Raw genomic sequence first — 18,876 nt, forward strand, 5'->3', positions numbered from 1 at the left:
ATTGCGCACAAAAAGGGACCAACATGAAAACATGTTCTAAATTACTATTGTTTATTTTTCTCATATCATTTACTAAATCTTTTTCTCAATTAGATCTAAGCCATGAGATAGGTATAGTTACTGGTCCGTTAAGCATGCAGACAGATTATGGAGAAAGAAATCATTTTCCAAGTAGTAATGCTACAACCTTTGGTATTGCATTAGTTCACTATTTGAGTTTTTATGGAAATAATTATAATTGGAGAAATGGTGCCAGTTATTTTTCTGATCACTTTAAGCTTAGAACAGAATTTTCTTACTATTTTAATAACAGCTTGGAGCATAAAGGAAGGTATGTCGAAGACGCGAATAATGTTGAACGAGCCCAATTGCGGGCAATGACAGGTGCTACAAAGATTTACAATGTTGGTAGTCAATTGGAATACTATTTTAAAAATTTAGAAGACTATGGTCTACTATTTAATACAGCAGATAAATTTGCGCCATATGTAAGTGCAGGTGTATATTATAGTAGATTCGACCCCGAACTTTCTAATAATTCTAGCGGTGGGTTAGATGTTGGAAATCTTCCACAAAAATGGCAAGAAAACTTCTTTGTGGAACCTGATAACACATTTTCTTTAACATTAGGTGCTGGAACTAGATATAAGCTAAATAATATTGATCTAGTTGCCGATGCGCGTTGGCAATATTTTCTTTCTGATAAAGTTGACGGGTTAGATCAAGTTGATGGATCTAGTAAATTCAACGATACATTAATTTTCTTTAGTGTTGGTGTGATATTTGATTTATCAAATATTAATAATTAAGAGCCTGCTCTAAATCTATAATTAAATCTTCTATATCCTCGATTCCAACACTTAATCGAATTAATGAATCATTAATTCCTAATTTTTCTCTTTCCTTTTCAGGAATAGAAGCATGGGTCATAGTTACTGGATGATTTACTAAACTTTCAACGCCGCCTAAAGATTCTGCAAGAGTAAATACTTTAAAACTTCCTAAAACAGTAAATGCAATTTTTTGACTCTTATTTTTTAGACGAAATGAAACCATTCCGCCAAAATCTTTCATCTGTTTTTTAGCGATTTTATGATTTTTATCAGATTCCAAACCAGGATAATAAACTTCTTCAACTCTAGGGTGCTTTTCTAAAAAATTAGCTATGACAAGCCCATTTTCACAATGACGTTGCATTCTTATATGAAGAGTTTTGATTCCTCTTAAGGCCAAAAAACTATCTTGTGGACCTGCCACCCCTCCTCCAGCAAACTGGATAAAATGTAAATCTTTAGCAAGCTGTACATTTTTTACAATTAAAGCACCCATAACTAAATCTGAATGACCACCTAAATATTTAGTGGCAGAATGCATTACAATATCAGATCCTAAATTTAAAGGTAATTGCAGGTATGGTGTAGCAAAAGTATTATCAACAGCCACTAATATATCCTTATCTATTTTCTTTGTTATGGTAGCTATTGCCTCTATATCTGCAATTTTCATTAACGGGTTTGTAGGAGTCTCAATCCAAATTAATTTTGTCTTATTATTAATATAACTTTCGACATTAGACGCTTTTTCCATATTAATAAAATGAAACTTGAGCCCATATTTCTCAAACATTCGAGTAAATATTCTGTATGTACCACCATACAAGTCATCTCCAGCTATAATCTCATCTCCAGGGTTTAATAACTTCAACACACAATCAATAGCTGCCAATCCTGATGAAAACGCAAACCCATGGCTTCCATTTTCTATAGCTGCCAAATTATTTTCTAAGGCAGTGCGAGTAGGGTTTGCAGCTCTGGAATATTCATAGCCTTTATGCTTTCCAGGGCTGCTTTGAGCATAGGTGGATGTTTGATATATTGGAGGCATAACTGCTCCGGTAGCAGGGTCATGTTTTTGACCCCCATGTATAGTTTTTGTATTAAATTTCATTCTTAGTTCAATTTATTTGTGCGTTTTTTAATGCTTTAACTATAAACTTATAGTTATAATAATTTTAAATGTTTGCTTAAAAGTATTGATTTTTACAATCAAAACAAGTTATTTTTACTTCACTAAAAATTCAAAAGCAAATGAAAAAAATATACCATCTAAAAACCTGCGATACTTGTAAACGAATTTTAAATCAGCTAAATCTTAACGGTGTAGAATTACAAGAAATAAAAACCAATCCTCTAACGGTAAATCAGCTTGAAGAAATGTATGCTTTAAGCAAAAGTTATGAAGCATTATTTAGTAAACGGGCAAAAAAATATAAAGAAATGAATCTTAAAAATCAAACTCTTTCAGAAGCAGATTACAGGCAGTTCATTTTAGATGAATACACTTTTTTAAAACGGCCTGTAGCAATTATTAATGAAGAAATTTTTATTGGAAATTCGAAAAAAACCATTGAGGCCTTAAGTGAAGTATTAGTTTAGTTAATGCTTTATCAAGCAAACTTTCTTTCTATTAAAGTTAATAAGCGTGCCTCATACTCTTCTTTGTTAGACCAGTCATAATCTGGTTTTACAGTCGAGTTTAAAAAATCTTTGGCTTCCTTTTCAGATTTAAATGTATTTAACTGAGATAATACTCTGTTAAACTCGGATTGATCATAATTAAATAAGTTATTTACAAAAGCTATACGATCATTTAAACCAACTGCAATACTTTTGCTAAGTAATTTCTCATTTAATGTTTTTTTGCTAGAATTTATATTCTCACTATCATCAAACAATGTAGCAGTTTTATCAGCAGAAATAGCGTCTCTAAATTCTTCTTTAGAACTTATCTGATTAGATTTTAATCCTTGTATATCTATTTTTACCGCTTCAAATTTAGGTTCAAATACTGTATCTTCTTTTTTAGTATCCTTTTCAGGGTTTTTCAATTCTGTTTTAGAACTCGTATCCTCTATACTTTGAGCTTCTCTAACAGGTTTATTCTTTAAAGCTTTATCAATCTTTTTTAGTAAATCTTCTTTAGTTGATGATATATTTGGCATAGTCTCAATATATTCATCAACATAAGCCAATAAAGCCAATTTTTCATAAGCTTCTCGAGCTTTATCACGCAATGCAGCAGCTTCATCTTTATTTTTCATCTGTAAAATACTGTGTGCTAAGCTCACTAATTCTGCTTCCAATTTTTTGTGCATAAGTTGAAGTCTTTAATTAAAAAAGCACTACTATTTTTAATACTTTTGTTTTTTATACTTAAAAAAGTAGTGTAGCTAATCTTATAAACGCCGAAAATTACGAAATGTTTCTCGAAAATACAGTAAATCATGCAGAACAATTTGGGTGGATCGAAGTAATTTGCGGCTCTATGTTTTCGGGTAAAACCGAAGAGCTCATTAGAAGGCTTAAACGTGCTCAATTCGCTAAACAAAAGGTTGAAATTTTTAAACCTGCTGTTGATATTCGTTATGATGAAGAAAAAGTAGTTTCTCATGACGCAAATGAGATAAGGTCAACTCCTGTGCCTGCCGCAGCAAATATTCGTATTTTGGCAAATGACGTACAGGTGGTAGGTATAGATGAAGCCCAATTTTTCGACGATGAAATTGTCTCTGTTTGCAACGATCTCGCTAATAGAGGTATTCGTGTAATTGTTGCAGGTCTAGATATGGATTTTAAAGGAAATCCTTTTGGGCCTATGCCAGCTCTTATGGCCACAGCTGAATATGTTACAAAAGTGCATGCTGTATGTACTAAAACTGGAAACCTAGCACATTATAGTCATCGCAAAGTTAAAAACGATGATGTAGTTTTTCTTGGTGAAACGGAAGAATATGAACCTTTAAGTCGTGCAGCCTACTATAAAACCCTCTTAGAAGAAAAAATACAACAAATGGAGGTGAAAGACATTGAAGAAATTGTTCCGAAAGAAAAGTAATCCATGTCTTTAGCTCAAGAAACCATTTTAGAAATTGACTTAAATGCTCTCAAGCATAATTTAGAATTTTTAAAATCTAAGATCAAATCTTCAACAAAATTCTTAGCGGTTGTAAAAGCAAATGGATATGGAAGCGACGCTACAATTATAGCTAAACACTTAGAAAAAATAGGCGTTGATTATTTTGCCGTTGCATATACCAAAGAAGGAATCACATTAAGAGATGCTGGTATTACCACTCCTATTTTGGTTTTGCATCCTCAACCAGTCAATTTTAAAACACTTGTTGAGCGGTGTTTGGAACCCAATCTTTATAACGCTCGTGTTCTAAATACATTTTTAGAAGTTGCTAAAACGGAAGGGCAAAAGGATTATCCTGTTCATATAAAATTTAATACTGGACTGAATCGATTAGGCTTTTGGGAAAATGATATAGATTACATTATTGAAAAATTAAGAAATACATCTTCTGTAAAGGTAAAATCTATTTTATCGCATTTAGCCGCTAGTGAAGATCTAAATGAAAAAAAGTTTACACTAAGTCAAATCAATGTTTTCAAAAAAATAGCAGCCAAATTTGAGCAAAAAACAGGGTACAAACCTATATTACATCAACTCAACACATCAGGGATATTAAATTATGCTGAAGAAGCTCAGTTCGATATGGTTCGTAGTGGTATTGGTTTATATGGATTTGCAAACGATAAAGAATTAACTTCAAAATTAAAAAATGTCTTTAATCTAAAATCTATCATTTCTCAAATTCATGAAATTGAACCTAATGAAAGTGTAGGCTATAATAGGGCTTTTAAAGCTAGCGGTTATATGAAAACTGCTACGATACCTATCGGTCATGCTGATGGTATTCATAGAGCATTAGGTAATGGTAAGGGGTACATAACTATAAATGGGGAAAAAGCACCAATTATAGGTAACGTTTGTATGGATATGATTATGGTTAATATTACAAAGGTTGATTGTAAAGAAGGTGATGAGGTAATTATTTTCGACTCTCAAAAAACTATAAATAATTTATCTGATAAAGCAAACACTATACCTTATGAAATTATTACCGCAATTTCTCAACGCATAAAACGCATTGTTAAATAGTATCAAATTTTAGTATATTGCACTTATTATTAACCAAATAAAAAAAACATGTTAAAAGAATTTAAAGATTTTATTATGACTGGTAACGTGATTGATTTCGCTGTTGCCGTTATTATGGCTGGCGCTGTTGGTCAAGTTGTCAATGGATTTGTAAACAATGTAATAATGCCATTTGTTGGTCATTTTGCTGGAGGAATAAACTTTGCTGATAAGAAAATTGTTCTTGATGAAGCCGTTGTTGATGCTGCGGGTAAAGTAACCACTCCAGAAAATGCAATTATGTGGGGATCTTGGGTAAATACAATTATCAATTTAATTATTGTAGGTTTTGTAATGTTTTTAATTGTAAAAGCTTACAATAAAACTAAAAAACCAGCAGAGCCTGAAGCTCCAACTGGACCATCTGAAGTAGATTTATTGACAGAGATTAGGGATTCTTTGAAAAAATAAAATCTTTATAAATACAAAATTGAACCCGAACAAAATTGTTCGGGTTTTTTTATTTTTAAATGTAACCTTTTTAAAAATACTAGGTATTTAATATAGAAACTAACCAAAATGACCAATAGTTTGAATCATTTAACAGATGAGCAAATAATGCAAAAAGTATCTGATGGTAATTTAGATCTTATGACTGTTCTGTTTGATAGATATCATATTCGGGTTTTTAATTATTTCAATAAAATGATTAGAAATAAAATGGTAAGTGAAGATCTAACACAAGATGTTTTTGTAAAAATTTTAAAATATCGTGCCTCTTATAAAAGTGGAAATTTTGCCTCATGGATTTTTACAACAGCGAGAAATATTTTTTCAAGTTATTATCAAAAGTTAAAAAAAGAGCGAGAAAATTTTGCTGACAATGAAAATATAAAAGATTCAAGAGAATTAGTATCAGAAAGTAAACAAGAAGAGTTAAATCATTTACAAAAAGCTTTGTCTTATTTAAGTCATTCTGATAGAGAGTTGATTATTATGAATCGATTTCAGGAAATAAAATATGAACAAATAGCGGAGATCATTGGTAGCAATGAAAATGCGGTTAAAGTAAAGACACACAGAGCAATAAAAAAATTAAAAGAGGTTTATTTTAAAACTGTTGCTCCTTAAAAATTAAGAATATGGATTGTAGTATGGTAAAAGATCAGTTAATAGATTTTATAGGAAATAAGTTGTTAAGTGAACAATGTACAGAAGTTACTAAACATCTAGAAACATGTGACTCTTGCACTAATGAGCTAATCGAATTACAGCAATTTTTTGAAATTCTAGATAATGAGCCTGTAGAATACCCATCAGATGATCTAAAAAGAAACTTTATACATGCTCTTAACTCTGAAAAGGGACAACAAACTAAAATTGTAAAGTTAGAGTCAAGAATCAATTACAAAATATTCTTAAAATACGCTGCCGGATTAGCTCTTTTAATAAGCACTTTTCTATTTGGTAGGCATCAGCAAACTCAACAAGTTGCATATCTTAAAAATGAGAACTTAAGTAATAAACAAACCACAATGCTAGCATTAATGGAAAATCAATCAGCCAGTAAGCGAATTAAAGGAGTTCAATATATCGAAGAATTTTCGAACCCTGACTCTGAAATTGTGAATGCATTAGTAAAAAGAATGCTGTATGATGAAAATACAAACGTTCGATTAACAGCAGCAAATGCTCTTGAAGCTTTTATAACTTCAGAAGCAGTCAAAGATGGATTTATTAAAGCTCTAGAAACTGAAAAAGATCCTACCATACAGATAAATATTATAAAATATTTAGTAAAGATTCAAGAGAAAAAAGCATTTAAGCCAATGCGCAAATTACTTGAACAAGATGAAACGCAATCATTTGTAAAAGATGAAATCAAAACAGTATTAACAAATAATATATAAATCGAAAAGCGAATAGTTATGAATACATTTAAAACAACTTTGTTATTATTTCTTCTTTGTGCCTATTCTTATGCACAAAAAGATTACACCCAATCTCTTAGCGGAATAGAATGGGTAAAAATTGAATCTAAAGCAGATCTAATAGTTAAAACTCACAATAGTAATGAACTATTGATCAAAAGTGGACCTTCTCACAAAACTCCTAGTAGAGCTAAAGGATTAAAATTAGTCGGTGCAACCGGTACAGATAATACGGATATAGGTTTTTATGTAGTTAAAGAAGGAAGCACTTTAATTGTAAAAAATCTGAGAAGATCTGAAAGTGGCGAAATTTACTTACCTGCATCAAAAAATATATCAGTAACTACAACATGGCATGGTAATATAGAAATTCATGGTTTTAAAGGTGAAGTAGAGGCAACTGCTAAACTTAACGGAGGTATTGTTATTGATGATGTTAGTGGCCCACTAACCGCCAATACACTAAATGGTGAAATTGATGTTGTGTTTACTAATGTAGCTCAAGAATCTCCTATTACTATTTATTCAACTAATGGAGCATTAGACGTTAGTTTGCCAGAAAAAACACCTGCAGATGTAACGTTAGGTACAACTAATGGCGATATTTATACAAATTTTGATCTAAGATTACCTAATAAGAATGGTTTACGAGCTGTGGCTTCTAAAAAAGTAAAAGGCTCTATTAATAACGGTGGTATAGGCATTCAGTTAAAGACTACTAATGGTAATATTTATTTGAGAAAAAAATAAGAACATCATGAAAAATTTACTAGCACTAATATTCATACTTTTTTTTAACCTTGTTCAATCGCAAAAAGTTGTAGAAAAAAATATAAACTACAACAATCAAATTGTCGATTTAGATGTGAAGTTTGCCTCTAAAATTGAAGTAAAAACATGGGAGAAATCTACCATCTATTTTAAAGCAGATATTTCTACAAAAGAAGGTAAGTATTTGGATTTTTATCAGGTTAATATAAATGAAGGTAATTCAACAATAAGTATAGAATCTGAAACTGAAACCATCTTAAAAAAGTTTTGGGAAGATCGTAAAAAAAATAACCCAAATAAAAAGAGATACTATTATAGTTCAGAAGATTGGTATGAATTTAATTACACCTTGTATGTTCCCAAAAATGCACGATTTAAGGTAAGTAGTATTAATGGTCATTTAAAATCTGAAATTATCGAAGGCAATTTTACAGCAGATTTAATTAATGGAGATATAGACATTGCTAAATATTCTGGTGATTTAGATCTCAAAACCATTAATGGTGAAATTGATATTAAAATGATCAATGCAGATTTAGTGGCTGAAACAATTCATGGTGATATTTATGCAGACGAAAAGTTGAAATTTAATTCTAAAGATCGACATGTTGGTCAAAAAATCTTTGGCAAAACCTCTTCTGGTAAAAATAGGTTGCGATTAAATACAATTAATGGAAATATGTATTTAAGGCTTTAAATTAATTTAAATGAAAAATAAAAACCCAAGCTAAACTTGGGTTTTTATTTAAACTCTAACTACAACATACCCTTTACGGGTTTTTTTGTAATATTTCCCATTCCAAGTATAATATCTTTTCCCTTTTATTACAACAACTTTATGTTGTCTAGGTACTTTTTTAATAACAACTGCATGTGTATGTACTGGTCTTGTATGTACCACACAAGAATTGCCTAAGAATAACATAGCACATCCAAATAAAATTATAACTAACTTTTTCATTTCTCTAGATTTTTAATTTTTATCTAAGACTTTGTAAAATGAAAAAGGTTTAATTCAATTAAATTTAAACTCCTTTTTGTGTTCTTTTAGAAGTATAAACTTCAGCTATAGTTGGGTTATTGGGTTTATTTTCAATAACAATTAATTCGTCGCCAACACTTACTTTACCTATTTCTAGAATTTTAAAATATACACCACTTTTAGTCGAATACCAGAAGTCTTTAATTATTTTAGGATTATTGAATCTGATTCCGAGCTTATAACACGGCTGGCGAGGTTTTGTAACTTCAATTTTTGTTTCTCCTAATTTATAGATTGAGCCAACATGAATTTCTATTTCATCAAAATTTGTAATAGTGATATTTTCACCAAACATTCCATATTGCCAATCCTGACTAGGATATAATTCTTTAAAATAGTTGTAGTGCTGTTCTCCGTATAGATAAACTGCCTGCTCTATACCACCATGATGCTCTTTATCAACAATATTATCACCATTTACATCTTCACTGTTTAAAAAAATAGGATGATCTACTGGATATTTAAAAATGCCTGTTTCTATCTCTTTTTTGCGCCATATTACTTTTTTACGCTCACCAATATTTACAGATACTACTTTCATGACTTAAATTTATTTAAAATATCAGCTATTTTACGATCATTTGATAATCTAGGCACTTTATTCTGACCTCCTAATTTTCCTTGAGACTTCATATATAATTGAAAGCCGTCCTTTTGAATCATTGTAATTTGTAAAGGTTTTAATACTTTTCCATCTATCAAATCAAAATAATAGGAATTTTGTTTTTGTAGTGATTGATCAATTCTTTTGCTGAATTGATTTAAATCTTCTGGAGGAGTATCAAATTCTATAAACCATTCATGATAAGGCAATCCTTTTTCAGGATTTATTTGTGGAGCAACCGTAAATTCATTTACAGATATCCTTGAATTTTGGATTGACTCATTCAATGCTTGTTCAACTTCTTTACCTATAACATGTTCTCCAAACGCTGAAATAAAATGTTTAATACGGCCAGTAACAATAATTCTATGTGGTTTAAGAGATGTAAATTCAATCGTATCACCAATATTGTATGCCCATAAGCCTGCATTGGTAGAAATAATCATCACATAATTTACTCCAAGCTCTACATCACTAATGGAAATTCGGATTGGATTCTCTTCAAAGAATTCATCTGCTTTAATAAATTCATAGAAAATTCCATTTTTAAGAAGCAATAACATTCCTTTTTCACCTTGCTTATCTTGAAACGCAAAAAACCCTTCAGAAGCCGGATATAATTCTATAGAATCTACCCTCTTGCCAATCAAACTTTCAAACTTATTACGATATGGTTCATAATTGACGCCTCCATATGCAAACAAACCAAAATTTGGAAAAATCTCCTTGATACTTTTACCCGTTTTAGCAATTAATTTCTCAAAATACATTTGTACCCAAGAGGGAATTCCGCTAATGAGTGTCATATCTTCTTCTATAGTCTCCTCAACAATGGCATCAACTTTAGTTTCCCAATCTTCAATACAATTGGTCTCCCAACTTGGCATTCTATTATTTTGTAAGTAACTAGGCACATAATGTGCAACAATGCCAGATAAGCGCCCGGTTTTGATACCATTCTTCTCCTCAATAATTGGACTTCCTTGTAAAAAAATTAATTTTCCATCTATAAATTCGGCATTACCTGTCTCGGCAATATACATAAGCAAGGCATTTCTAGCGGCCTTTACGTGAAATGGCATTGATGCTTTTGTAATTGGTATATACTTTGCTCCTGACGTTGTTCCTGAAGTTTTAGCAAAATATAAAGGTTTGCCTTTCCAAAGAATGTTGTCTTTACCTTCTAAAATTTGTTCAACATATGGCTTTAAACCTTCATAATCACGTATAGGAACACGTTCTATAAAATCACGATAAGTCTTAATATTGGTAAAGTCATGATCTTTACCAAAAGTTGTTGTTTTTGCTTGTCTAATTAACTTCTTAAAGACTTTTTGTTGCGTTTTATTAGGGCTATTCGCCCATCTATAAATGCGTTTTTGAACACGCTTTGCAATAGGTTTCGCAAAAATAGAATTCACCTTCATGTACTACTCAAAATCTATATAATTAGTGGGGTTTACTGGGTACCCATCATTCCATAATTCAAAATGAAGATGTGGTCCTGTAGTTAAAGTGCCTGTTGAACCCGCGTTTGCTATAACTTCACCCGATTTTACCAAATCGCCTTGCTCTTTGTGCAAGGTAGCATTGTGCTTATAGACCGTAATAAAGTTTTTAGCATGTTCTAAAATTAATACAAAACCTGTTTCCGCTGTAAATCCTGTAAAGATAACTGTACCGTCTGCTGCTGCTTTTACAGGTGCATCTTTGGTAACAGCTATATCAACAGCATAATGCTTCTCCTTTGGATTATATCTATCTGAAATTTGACCCTTTACAGGGGTAAAAAATACTAAATCAGCTTTTTTCGTTGCCTCTTCAAATAAACTATATCGATCTTCTCGTTCAATCTCTTGTCTAAAGATTGAGTCTTCAACTGTAGGTTGTAAATTAGTGTCTTCTATCTTTAATTGTTCTATAATTGAATCTTTATTGATGTTAACATCTTTAATTTTACCTGTCAATACTTCGCGAATATTATCAATATATACATCGTTTACCGCCAATTGTTGTTCAAGTGAATCAACCTTATAAACTAAGTCTGTAGCTTGTTTTTTTAATTTAGAAGAAGAATAGCCAGGTATATATTCCCTTAAAGGGGTAAACGCTATTAAAACCGCAGTTAATCCAACTAACAAAATGGAGATAATGCCAGAAAGGACAAATACATTTAATCGATTTAGTTTAAAAGAAAAGCGCTCTTCAAAAGTATCTTCATTTAATACAACTAATCGGTATTTATTAGTCAGTTTTTCTTTGAATTTGCTCTTATTTTGTTTCTTTTTTGCCATTTTGAAGGAAAACAAATATACAACGTATATTTGAGTTAATGCAATAGAGAATTTACAAATAAACTCATAGAAAACTATGAGTAAAATACCCAAAAACCACTATTGTTATTTTATTTTTTTAATCCTAACTTTATGGCTTCTAATTTAATTTTTTTGCTATGAAATATTCTCTAAGAGTTTATATTTATTTTCTATTATTTATAACATTATTATCCAGCTGTGATGGAAATATTGAGCCAATTCAAGAAATTGAAAAAAGTAACTACAAAACAGCTAGTGTTTCTGAAGTAGAAGATTTCCTTATATCTCTGCAAGAAAATTCGCTTATTGAAAAAAGTGGAGGTATAGAGTTATCTTACAACGCTGATTTGTTAGATTATGAATCTATTAATAATAGCAGTGAGCTATTGGCTGTAGTGCATGCTTCAACAAAATATGAAAATATTTATAGCAGAATATTACTGCTCAATGTAGATGGCTCTTTAGAGTCTGTTCTTTTTAATATGTTATCAGATGAGCGTGAAGATTATACAAATCATTTTTCTGGAAAAATAGCAATTACTAACCTAGAGGGTAAACTTCGAGGATTATTTCGAGTTGAAGATGGATTAATAGTTTCTCAATTTAATTTAAACGGATCTCAAAAAAATTCATCTTATACCAAAAATGATGGAGATGAATGGTGGACAGAAACAAACAATTTACAAGAAGTAATTGTTGTTGCTAGACGTGAATTTGAATTTTCTAGTGATTTTTGGAGTGGTGATAATATAAATATTAGTTCAACTGGTGGAGGGTCTACTAATGAATCTTGGGATTTCGAAGGTTCTGGTGGAGGTAGTAATAGTGGTTCTAGCACCAATAATGGAGATGAGAATAACGCTGAAGATAGTAAACCAGCTACAACAACATCTCAAAGAGAGCTTGATGAAGAAAACCCCAACCCTTTCTTTTTTGTAAATTGTAGTAGTTTTGAATATTATAAACCTCCTAACTCTTCAGTAACTGCAGCTGCAGTTGAAGGTATTTTTGAAACATTCTATGCTTTAAAGATTTACCCTGATGGTCGGTATAAATATGTTGAAACTGATGTTGAGTTTGATCACCGTGTTTATTTCACAATGCCTAGTTGGAGACGTAATGGCCAAGCTGCGAATATAACTGCAGATGTAGTGACAGCAGCTATAAATGCTACTGAGCTTTGGTATATTGCTAATCCAGATGCTACAGGGCAAGCGGTTGGTGATAAGTGGCTTCAATTTATGGAAGCAGGTATGCGGTCAGTAGGTGGGGGTGTTTCCGCTAATCCACCATTTGCAATGCGCAATGCAGGACAATACCAAGTAACCCTTCTTTCAAGTGGTAATTGTGATTAAAAATTATGAAAATATTAATTATTAAAATATTAATTATTGGTGTGATGCAAGCCAACTTTGAAACATTATTGGGAAAAAATATTGACACAATTTCATCTATAAGGATTACAAAAAATCATATGGTTGAAGAAGGTTTATATATTGTGTCTGACCCCTCTATCCTTTTTTTAGACATGCCAATAGATCAAATTGGTATTGCTACAGATGATGACAAAACTATTAAACGAATAATTATTTTTTTTCCAGAGTCAGTTAATAAATCTCTTTTTAAAAAAGTTCGTCAAAAATATGGTTGCAATTATAATGTGATGAGTATTGATAAAACACTAACTGAAGAATCTTCTTCAATAGAGAGAGGGAAAGATTCTTTTAAAATAAATACAAAACAAAGGACAATGTCTTTAAAGAGGGGAAATATAGGAGATGATAACATTAATCATGTTGTATGGAATGAAGAAGATTTTCAGATAATGTTATTTTTTAGAACAAATAATAAAATGGAGTTGCATTATGTAAAAAAATAACCTCATTTATTTTTATAAAAATTCATCTCATCTATATATTGCCAAACATTACATGGCAGCAAAGCTTTGATATTCTTCTTGTTTTTAATAGCACTACGAATAAAAGTAGAAGAAATTTCCATAATAGGTGCATTTACTTTATGCACTTTAGGGTGCTCGTCAAATTGTGTTTTGGTTACACGACCGTCATAAATTCTTGGATATACATAAATATTATGATGCTCTAGAATAACTTCAAAATTCTTCCATTTATGGAAAGATTTTAGGTTGTCTTCGCCCATAATTAAGTTAAAATTATGTTCTGGATATTTATCAGAAATATGAGCCAAAGTATTCACCGTATAATTAGGCTGAGGGAGTTTAAACTCAATATTTGAAGCTTTTAATTTGGGGTAATCTTCAACTGCTATTTGAGTTAGTTGATAACGATGATTATCATCTAACAATGATGATTTCTTTTTAAAAGGACTATGCGGCGTAACAACAAACCAAACCTCATCAAGGTTTGAAAATTCTACCATATGGTTAGCAATTGCCATATGACCTACATGAATTGGGTTAAATGTACCGAAATACAAGCCTATATTCATTTTTCTTTTTTTTTTGCACCTACAAAATCAGCTACAAGCTCTTCTGCTTCTTTTAGAGCGATATTTAAGTCATAATTTTTAATCACTTCATCAAACTGTGGCGCTGTTGCCATCTCAACCGATGCCTTAGCAACACGCATATTGATCTTATCATCACTTTCAGTACTACGTTTTTTAAGCCTTATCTTTAATTCGTCTACACTTGGTGGTTTTACAAATACTGATAATGTTTCTTCAGGAAACTTCTTCTTGATTCGTAAGCCGCCAACTACATCTATATCAAAAATAACATGCTTACCAAAACTCCAAATTCGTTCAACTTCTGACTTTAATGTTCCATAAAAATTATCACGATAGACTTCTTCCCATTCTAAAAATTCGTCTTGTTTAATTTTATCTTTAAATTCTCTTGCAGAGATAAAATAGTAATCTTTTCCGTCTTTTTCCTCACCTCTTTTTTTACGAGAAGTAGCTGAAATCGAAAATTCTAGGTTCAAATGATCAACCCCTAGTAAATGTCTAACTATTGTAGTTTTACCTGAACCCGATGGCGCAGAAAAAACGATTAATTTTCCCTTTTTTTTTGTCAAATCTATGCTTGATGTTATTTTTTGCTATAAATACTGCTTGGTGTTTTATAAAAATCTGTTTTTGTTATAATTAATTGCAAAACAAATAGTTAAGCTTAATTAAATACTAGTCAGTTTGTTTAATTCTTTATAAAATTTGCTTTAAATCTATAAAACGTTTAATAATTGCTCTTTTATTTTTTCTAATTCATCCTTCATCTGAACTACGATTTTTTGCATTGGTGCGTAATTAGATTTAGAACCAGTTGTATTGATTTCTCTACCAATTTCTTGAGATATAAATCCTAATTTTTTTCCATTTGATGTAATTCCTTTTAACTCTTCTAAAAAATAGTCTAAATGGTTTTTTAAACGGACTTTTTCTTCAGTTATATCTAATTTTTCTAAATAATAAATTAACTCTTGTTCAAAGCGGTTTTGATCTATATCTTCTTTTAGCTCATCAACAGCTTTCCTAAGTTTTTCACGTACATAACTTAAGCGTTCTTTGTCTAACTCAACAACTTCAATCGAAAGCCTTTGAATAGTTTGTACTCTATCTTTAAAATCTTGTTCTAAAACCTTGCCTTCATCTTTTCGATAAGTAACAATTGCTTGCGTTGCTTCTTCTAAACCTTTTTCAATTGCTTTCCATTCTCTCTCATCTAATTCTTCCCGTTCTGTTTTTAAAGAATCTGGTAAACGCATCGCAATTTCAAGAGTGTTTTCAGGTGATGTTTCTGCTATATTTCTTAACTGATCTATATAACTATTAACCACTTCTGTGTTAATCTTAGTAGATGTTTCTTCTCCGGTAACCTCCATAAAAATTGAACACTCAACCTTACCTCTTACTAAGTTTTTAGATAAAAATTTACGTATCTCTAGTTCTTTTTCTTTATAAATAGATGGTATTCTAACATTTAAATCGAGGTTCTTGCTGTTAAGCGATTTTACCTCAATTGTTATTTTTTTTTGAGGAAGTTGAACTATGGTTTTTCCATAGCCGGTCATAGATTGAATCATAGATTTCTATAAAAATTAAGCAAAGTTACACATTTTATGACTAGACCTTAACGGGATGTTTTTTCAACTGGATTTGCATTGCTTTTGGTAACAAGATATACACCTAAAAATATCAAAAAAGCCGCAGCAATCTTTATCCCATTTATGGAATCTGTTTGGGTTATTAATGCATAACTAGATGCAATTAATGGCTGTAGGTAAATAAAAGCACTTAAAGTAGTAGGCTTGAGTCTAGATAATGCAAATAAATTCAATAGATAAGCAAAAAATGTAGTAAATACAATAACAAAACCAACGTTAAAGTATATGTTTCGGGGTATTTGGGTCCATTCTACTTGCTGCAATTCAAAAAATCCAAAAGGTAATACCAATAAAAACCCGAATAGGTATAACCATTTAATAAGTGTGATAGAATTATATTTAGAGGTTAGTTTTTTTACTATAATCAAATATAACCCATAAGAGCTAGCATTTATAAAAATCAAAAGATTACCTATTAAAGGTTTGTCTCCAGGAACTACACTCTTTCCATAAACAATAATTAATATTGCCCCAATTAATCCAACTAATATCCCTAAAACTTTTATAAATGTTATTTTTTCTTTTAGAATAATTGCCGAAAGAATAAGCACCAAGATCGGGCTCGTAACCATTATTACTGAAGCATTTATTGGACTTGTAAGGCTTAAACCCTTAAAAAAAGCTAGCATATTTATACAAACACCAAATAAAGCTGCAAAGAAAATCGTTTTATAATCTGATCTTTCAACTTTTTGTTTAGCCATAAAAAGACTTAAAATCCAAAATAGAATAGCCGCTCCAGAAATGCGTAATAAAATAAAACCATACGGTCTTATATATGTTGGCATTACTTCTTTAGCAATTGTATAGTTTACACCATAAATAATTGCTACAATAAATGCCGCAATAATAGCTATAGTTTTACCTTGCATAGGCTTAGTTAAAAGAAAAATTGCCTGAAATTAATCTTTCAGGCAGTTTTATAATGACATTCTTGCTTTAGCAGGAATAATATTATTTAGCTTCAGCGTAACGACGCTCTACTTCATTCCAATTAATTACATTAAAAAATGCTTGAATATAATCTGGACGACGGTTTTGATAATTTAAATAATAAGCATGCTCCCAAACATCAATTCCTAAGATTGGAGTACCTCCACAGCCAACACCTGGCATTAGAGGATTATCTTGATTTGGCGAAGAACACACTTCAACTTTTCCTCCTTTATGAACGCAAAGCCACGCCCAACCAGAACCGAAACGTGTAGCTGCTGCCTTAGCAAAAGCATCTTTAAAAGCATCAACAGAACCATATTCAGCTTCAATAGCGTCTTTTAGTTCACCTGAAAGGTATCCTTTACCTTCAGGATTCATTACTGACCAGAATAGACTATGATTATAAAATCCACCTCCGTTATTTCGAACAGCTCCATTATTCATATCTAAGTTTGCTAAAACGTCTTCAATAGATTTCCCGTCAAGGTCCGTACCTTCAATAGCGGCATTTAGTTTATTTGTATAACCAGCATGGTGTTTAGAGTGATGAATTTCCATTGTTCTTGCATCTATATTGGGTTCTAAAGCATCATATGCGTAGCCTAATTGTGGTAATTCAAAAGCCATAATTTTTTATATTTTTTGTGTTAAACTTCTTTTATTTTTTGTAACTCAAAGATAGGGACTTTGAGTTTAATCTTTGAGGTAATAAGGATAGATTATTATTATGAAATCATTAATTAGAACTATTGACTTTCATCTTCTGAAATTCTTCGACTACTGCACTATGTGTTACAGGACGTTTCTTAAAATGCTCTATAATTTGTTGTTTTTCGTCTTCAGAGGCACCTAATTGATTTAAAATATTTTGCAAATGCATCTTCATGTGCCCTTCTTGAATTCCGGTGGTCACCAAAGCACGTAATGCCGCAAAATTTTGTGCTAGTCCAGCAGTAGCAACAATTTGCATTAATTCTTTAGCTGAAGGATTTTGCAACATTTCTAGAGATAATTTTGCTAAAGGGTGTAAAGCCGTTAACCCACCAACAGTACCTAAAGCAAGAGGAATTTCAATCCAAAACTTGAATGTTTCGTCATCAATCGAACAATCTGTTAAACTTTTGTAACGATCATCTTTAGCGGCATAAGCATGTGCTCCTGCTTCTACTGCTCTAAAATCATTTCCGGTTGCCAACACTACCGCATCAATACCATTCATAATACCTTTATTATGTGTCACCGCGCGATAAGGTTCTACTTTAGCTATCTGAACAGCTTGATAGAACTTTTTGACAAATACTTGTGCATTATCTCCTAGTTTATCAATATCACAACTAACTTCTGCTTTAACCAAACAATTAGGAATATAATTAGATAAAATACTCATCACTATTTCTATACCATCCTTTCTAAACTCGTTCGCTATAGCTTCTAAGCATGAGTTAATAAAATTAGCACCCATGCTATCTTTGGTTTCAAAAGTTACATGAAGCTGATAATAGCTGTCTAATTCTGATGTTTTATCTCTTAATTCAATATCTAAAATCCCTCCTCCACGTTTACGCATATTCTTAGTAATCGATTCGGTGGCTTCAAGTAATTGAGCTTTTTTAGAATTGAAATATAAATTGAGATCGTTATAACCGCCCTTATACATAAAGTGTACTTGACCTATTTTAGTGGTAGAAATTACGCTAGCTTTAAACCCTCCTCTTGTACTCCAAAATTTTGCTACTAAAGATGCGGCAGCCACTACCGAGCTCTCTTCAACTGCCATTGGTATTACATAATCTTTGCCATTGATGATAAAATTAGGTGCTACGCCATAGGGTAAATAAAAATTGGAAATGGTATTTTCTATAAACTCATCATGCAATTGCTGTAATCGTTCATCTTTATTCCAATATTTTTTCAACGTTTTTTTGGCCTCTTCTGCTTCACCAAAAAAGGTTTTTGCCAGCCAGTTGATCTTTTCTTTTTTAGTAAATTTTGAAAATCCTGTAATGGTTTTGGTCATTAATTGGGTCTTTTAAAAAGCTGATCAAAGATACTAATTATTGAAAGTTAATGTCATTAAAAAACACTTGCTAATACCATTTTATAAGCATTTTGGGATGATTTTTGATGAAATTTCCGTAAACTTGGCAAA

At 31.3% G+C, this 18,876-nt stretch carries 23 protein-coding genes; 11 read left to right on the forward strand and 12 right to left on the reverse strand.

Annotated elements, in window-relative coordinates; genetic code table 11:
* Positions 1–23: 23 nt before the first annotated feature.
* Positions 24–809 carry a THC0290_0291 family protein gene (locus AC1EUV_RS03285; protein WP_480197233.1) on the forward strand — a complete coding sequence of 262 codons (786 nt, stop codon included), beginning with the start codon at positions 24–26 and terminating at the stop codon, positions 807–809.
* Here the strand turns inward: AC1EUV_RS03285 and AC1EUV_RS03290 are convergent.
* Positions 799–1,947 (reverse strand): cystathionine gamma-synthase, encoded by a 1,149-nt coding sequence (locus AC1EUV_RS03290; protein WP_480197234.1) that lies wholly within the window; start codon positions 1,945–1,947, stop codon positions 799–801. The genes AC1EUV_RS03285 and AC1EUV_RS03290 overlap by 11 nt on opposite strands.
* A 140-nt stretch (positions 1,948–2,087) precedes the next feature.
* Between AC1EUV_RS03290 and AC1EUV_RS03295 the strand changes: the two genes are divergently transcribed.
* Complete coding sequence (locus tag AC1EUV_RS03295) at positions 2,088–2,435, forward strand: arsenate reductase family protein (protein WP_480197235.1); 348 nt, start codon at positions 2,088–2,090, stop codon at positions 2,433–2,435.
* 11 nt (positions 2,436–2,446) lie between these two features.
* Here the strand turns inward: AC1EUV_RS03295 and AC1EUV_RS03300 are convergent, their stop codons facing one another.
* A complete protein-coding gene (locus AC1EUV_RS03300; protein ID WP_480197236.1) occupies positions 2,447–3,154 on the reverse strand; it encodes a hypothetical protein in 708 nt (235 codons plus the stop codon).
* 104 nt (positions 3,155–3,258) lie between these two features.
* On the opposite strand from AC1EUV_RS03300, the gene AC1EUV_RS03305 reads away from it, so the two are divergent.
* From AC1EUV_RS03305 to AC1EUV_RS03335, 7 genes are all read left to right on the forward strand, one after another.
* The gene (locus tag AC1EUV_RS03305) at positions 3,259–3,894 is read left to right on the forward strand and encodes a thymidine kinase (protein ID WP_480197237.1); all 636 of its coding nucleotides are present in this window, start codon (positions 3,259–3,261) and stop codon (positions 3,892–3,894) included.
* 3 nt (positions 3,895–3,897) lie between these two features.
* Entirely contained in the window at positions 3,898–5,004 is a 1,107-nt protein-coding gene (gene alr, locus AC1EUV_RS03310) for an alanine racemase (RefSeq protein WP_480197238.1), read from the forward strand.
* A 48-nt stretch (positions 5,005–5,052) separates the two neighbouring features.
* Positions 5,053–5,454 carry a large conductance mechanosensitive channel protein MscL gene (mscL, locus tag AC1EUV_RS03315; RefSeq protein ID WP_480197239.1) on the forward strand — a complete coding sequence of 134 codons (402 nt, stop codon included), beginning with the start codon at positions 5,053–5,055 and terminating at the stop codon, positions 5,452–5,454.
* Between the two features lie 108 nt (positions 5,455–5,562).
* Entirely contained in the window at positions 5,563–6,114 is a 552-nt protein-coding gene (locus AC1EUV_RS03320; RefSeq protein ID WP_480197240.1) for an RNA polymerase sigma factor, read from the forward strand.
* 11 nt (positions 6,115–6,125) lie between these two features.
* On the forward strand, positions 6,126–6,893 hold the full coding sequence (locus AC1EUV_RS03325) for a HEAT repeat domain-containing protein (protein ID WP_480197241.1): 768 nt from the start codon (positions 6,126–6,128) through the stop codon (positions 6,891–6,893).
* 18 nt (positions 6,894–6,911) lie between these two features.
* Positions 6,912–7,664 (forward strand): DUF4097 family beta strand repeat-containing protein, encoded by a 753-nt coding sequence (locus AC1EUV_RS03330; RefSeq protein WP_480197242.1) that lies wholly within the window; start codon positions 6,912–6,914, stop codon positions 7,662–7,664.
* Positions 7,665–7,671: 7 nt separating this feature from the next.
* Complete coding sequence (locus AC1EUV_RS03335; RefSeq protein WP_480197243.1) at positions 7,672–8,382, forward strand: DUF4097 family beta strand repeat-containing protein; 711 nt, start codon at positions 7,672–7,674, stop codon at positions 8,380–8,382.
* Between the two features lie 48 nt (positions 8,383–8,430).
* On the opposite strand, the gene AC1EUV_RS03340 is transcribed toward AC1EUV_RS03335, so the two are convergent.
* The 4 genes from AC1EUV_RS03340 to AC1EUV_RS03355 all read right to left on the reverse strand — a co-directional run bounded on the left by AC1EUV_RS03340 (position 8,431) and on the right by AC1EUV_RS03355 (position 11,625).
* Positions 8,431–8,646 (reverse strand): DUF6515 family protein, encoded by a 216-nt coding sequence (locus AC1EUV_RS03340; protein ID WP_480197244.1) that lies wholly within the window; start codon positions 8,644–8,646, stop codon positions 8,431–8,433.
* Positions 8,647–8,710: 64 nt separating this feature from the next.
* The gene (locus tag AC1EUV_RS03345; RefSeq protein WP_480197245.1) at positions 8,711–9,268 is read right to left on the reverse strand and encodes an MOSC domain-containing protein; all 558 of its coding nucleotides are present in this window, start codon (positions 9,266–9,268) and stop codon (positions 8,711–8,713) included.
* Complete coding sequence (locus AC1EUV_RS03350; protein ID WP_480197246.1) at positions 9,265–10,758, reverse strand: GH3 auxin-responsive promoter family protein; 1,494 nt, start codon at positions 10,756–10,758, stop codon at positions 9,265–9,267. Before AC1EUV_RS03350 ends, AC1EUV_RS03345 begins: the two co-directional genes overlap by 4 nt.
* A gap of 3 nt (positions 10,759–10,761) precedes the next feature.
* Entirely contained in the window at positions 10,762–11,625 is an 864-nt protein-coding gene (locus AC1EUV_RS03355) for a M23 family metallopeptidase (RefSeq protein ID WP_480197247.1), read from the reverse strand.
* Positions 11,626–11,783: 158 nt separating this feature from the next.
* Here AC1EUV_RS03355 and AC1EUV_RS03360 point away from each other — a divergent pair, with 158 nt between their 5' ends.
* Both AC1EUV_RS03360 and AC1EUV_RS03365 read left to right on the forward strand, forming a co-directional pair.
* Positions 11,784–13,001 (forward strand): hypothetical protein, encoded by a 1,218-nt coding sequence (locus tag AC1EUV_RS03360; RefSeq protein ID WP_480197248.1) that lies wholly within the window; start codon positions 11,784–11,786, stop codon positions 12,999–13,001.
* 5 nt (positions 13,002–13,006) lie between these two features.
* On the forward strand, positions 13,007–13,525 hold the full coding sequence (locus AC1EUV_RS03365; RefSeq protein WP_480197249.1) for a hypothetical protein: 519 nt from the start codon (positions 13,007–13,009) through the stop codon (positions 13,523–13,525).
* A gap of 2 nt (positions 13,526–13,527) precedes the next feature.
* On the opposite strand, the gene nadD is transcribed toward AC1EUV_RS03365, so the two are convergent.
* From nadD to AC1EUV_RS03395, 6 genes are all read right to left on the reverse strand, one after another.
* Complete coding sequence (gene nadD, locus AC1EUV_RS03370; RefSeq protein WP_480197250.1) at positions 13,528–14,115, reverse strand: nicotinate (nicotinamide) nucleotide adenylyltransferase; 588 nt, start codon at positions 14,113–14,115, stop codon at positions 13,528–13,530.
* Complete coding sequence (gene gmk, locus AC1EUV_RS03375) at positions 14,112–14,705, reverse strand: guanylate kinase (RefSeq protein ID WP_480197251.1); 594 nt, start codon at positions 14,703–14,705, stop codon at positions 14,112–14,114. The genes nadD and gmk overlap by 4 nt, the downstream gene beginning before the upstream one ends.
* Before the next feature lie 147 nt (positions 14,706–14,852).
* Positions 14,853–15,710, reverse strand: a complete 858-nt coding sequence (locus AC1EUV_RS03380; RefSeq protein ID WP_480197252.1) for a YicC/YloC family endoribonuclease — start codon at positions 15,708–15,710, stop codon at positions 14,853–14,855.
* A 47-nt stretch (positions 15,711–15,757) separates the two neighbouring features.
* The gene (locus AC1EUV_RS03385; RefSeq protein WP_480197253.1) at positions 15,758–16,663 is read right to left on the reverse strand and encodes a DMT family transporter; all 906 of its coding nucleotides are present in this window, start codon (positions 16,661–16,663) and stop codon (positions 15,758–15,760) included.
* Between the two features lie 82 nt (positions 16,664–16,745).
* Positions 16,746–17,354, reverse strand: coding sequence for a superoxide dismutase (locus AC1EUV_RS03390; protein WP_480197254.1), 609 nt, complete (start codon positions 17,352–17,354; stop codon positions 16,746–16,748).
* A gap of 109 nt (positions 17,355–17,463) precedes the next feature.
* Entirely contained in the window at positions 17,464–18,744 is a 1,281-nt protein-coding gene (locus tag AC1EUV_RS03395; protein ID WP_480197255.1) for a hydroxymethylglutaryl-CoA reductase, degradative, read from the reverse strand.
* Positions 18,745–18,876: the final 132 nt, after the last annotated feature.

This window comes from Maritimimonas sp. 2304DJ26-3 (genome assembly GCF_056591635.1).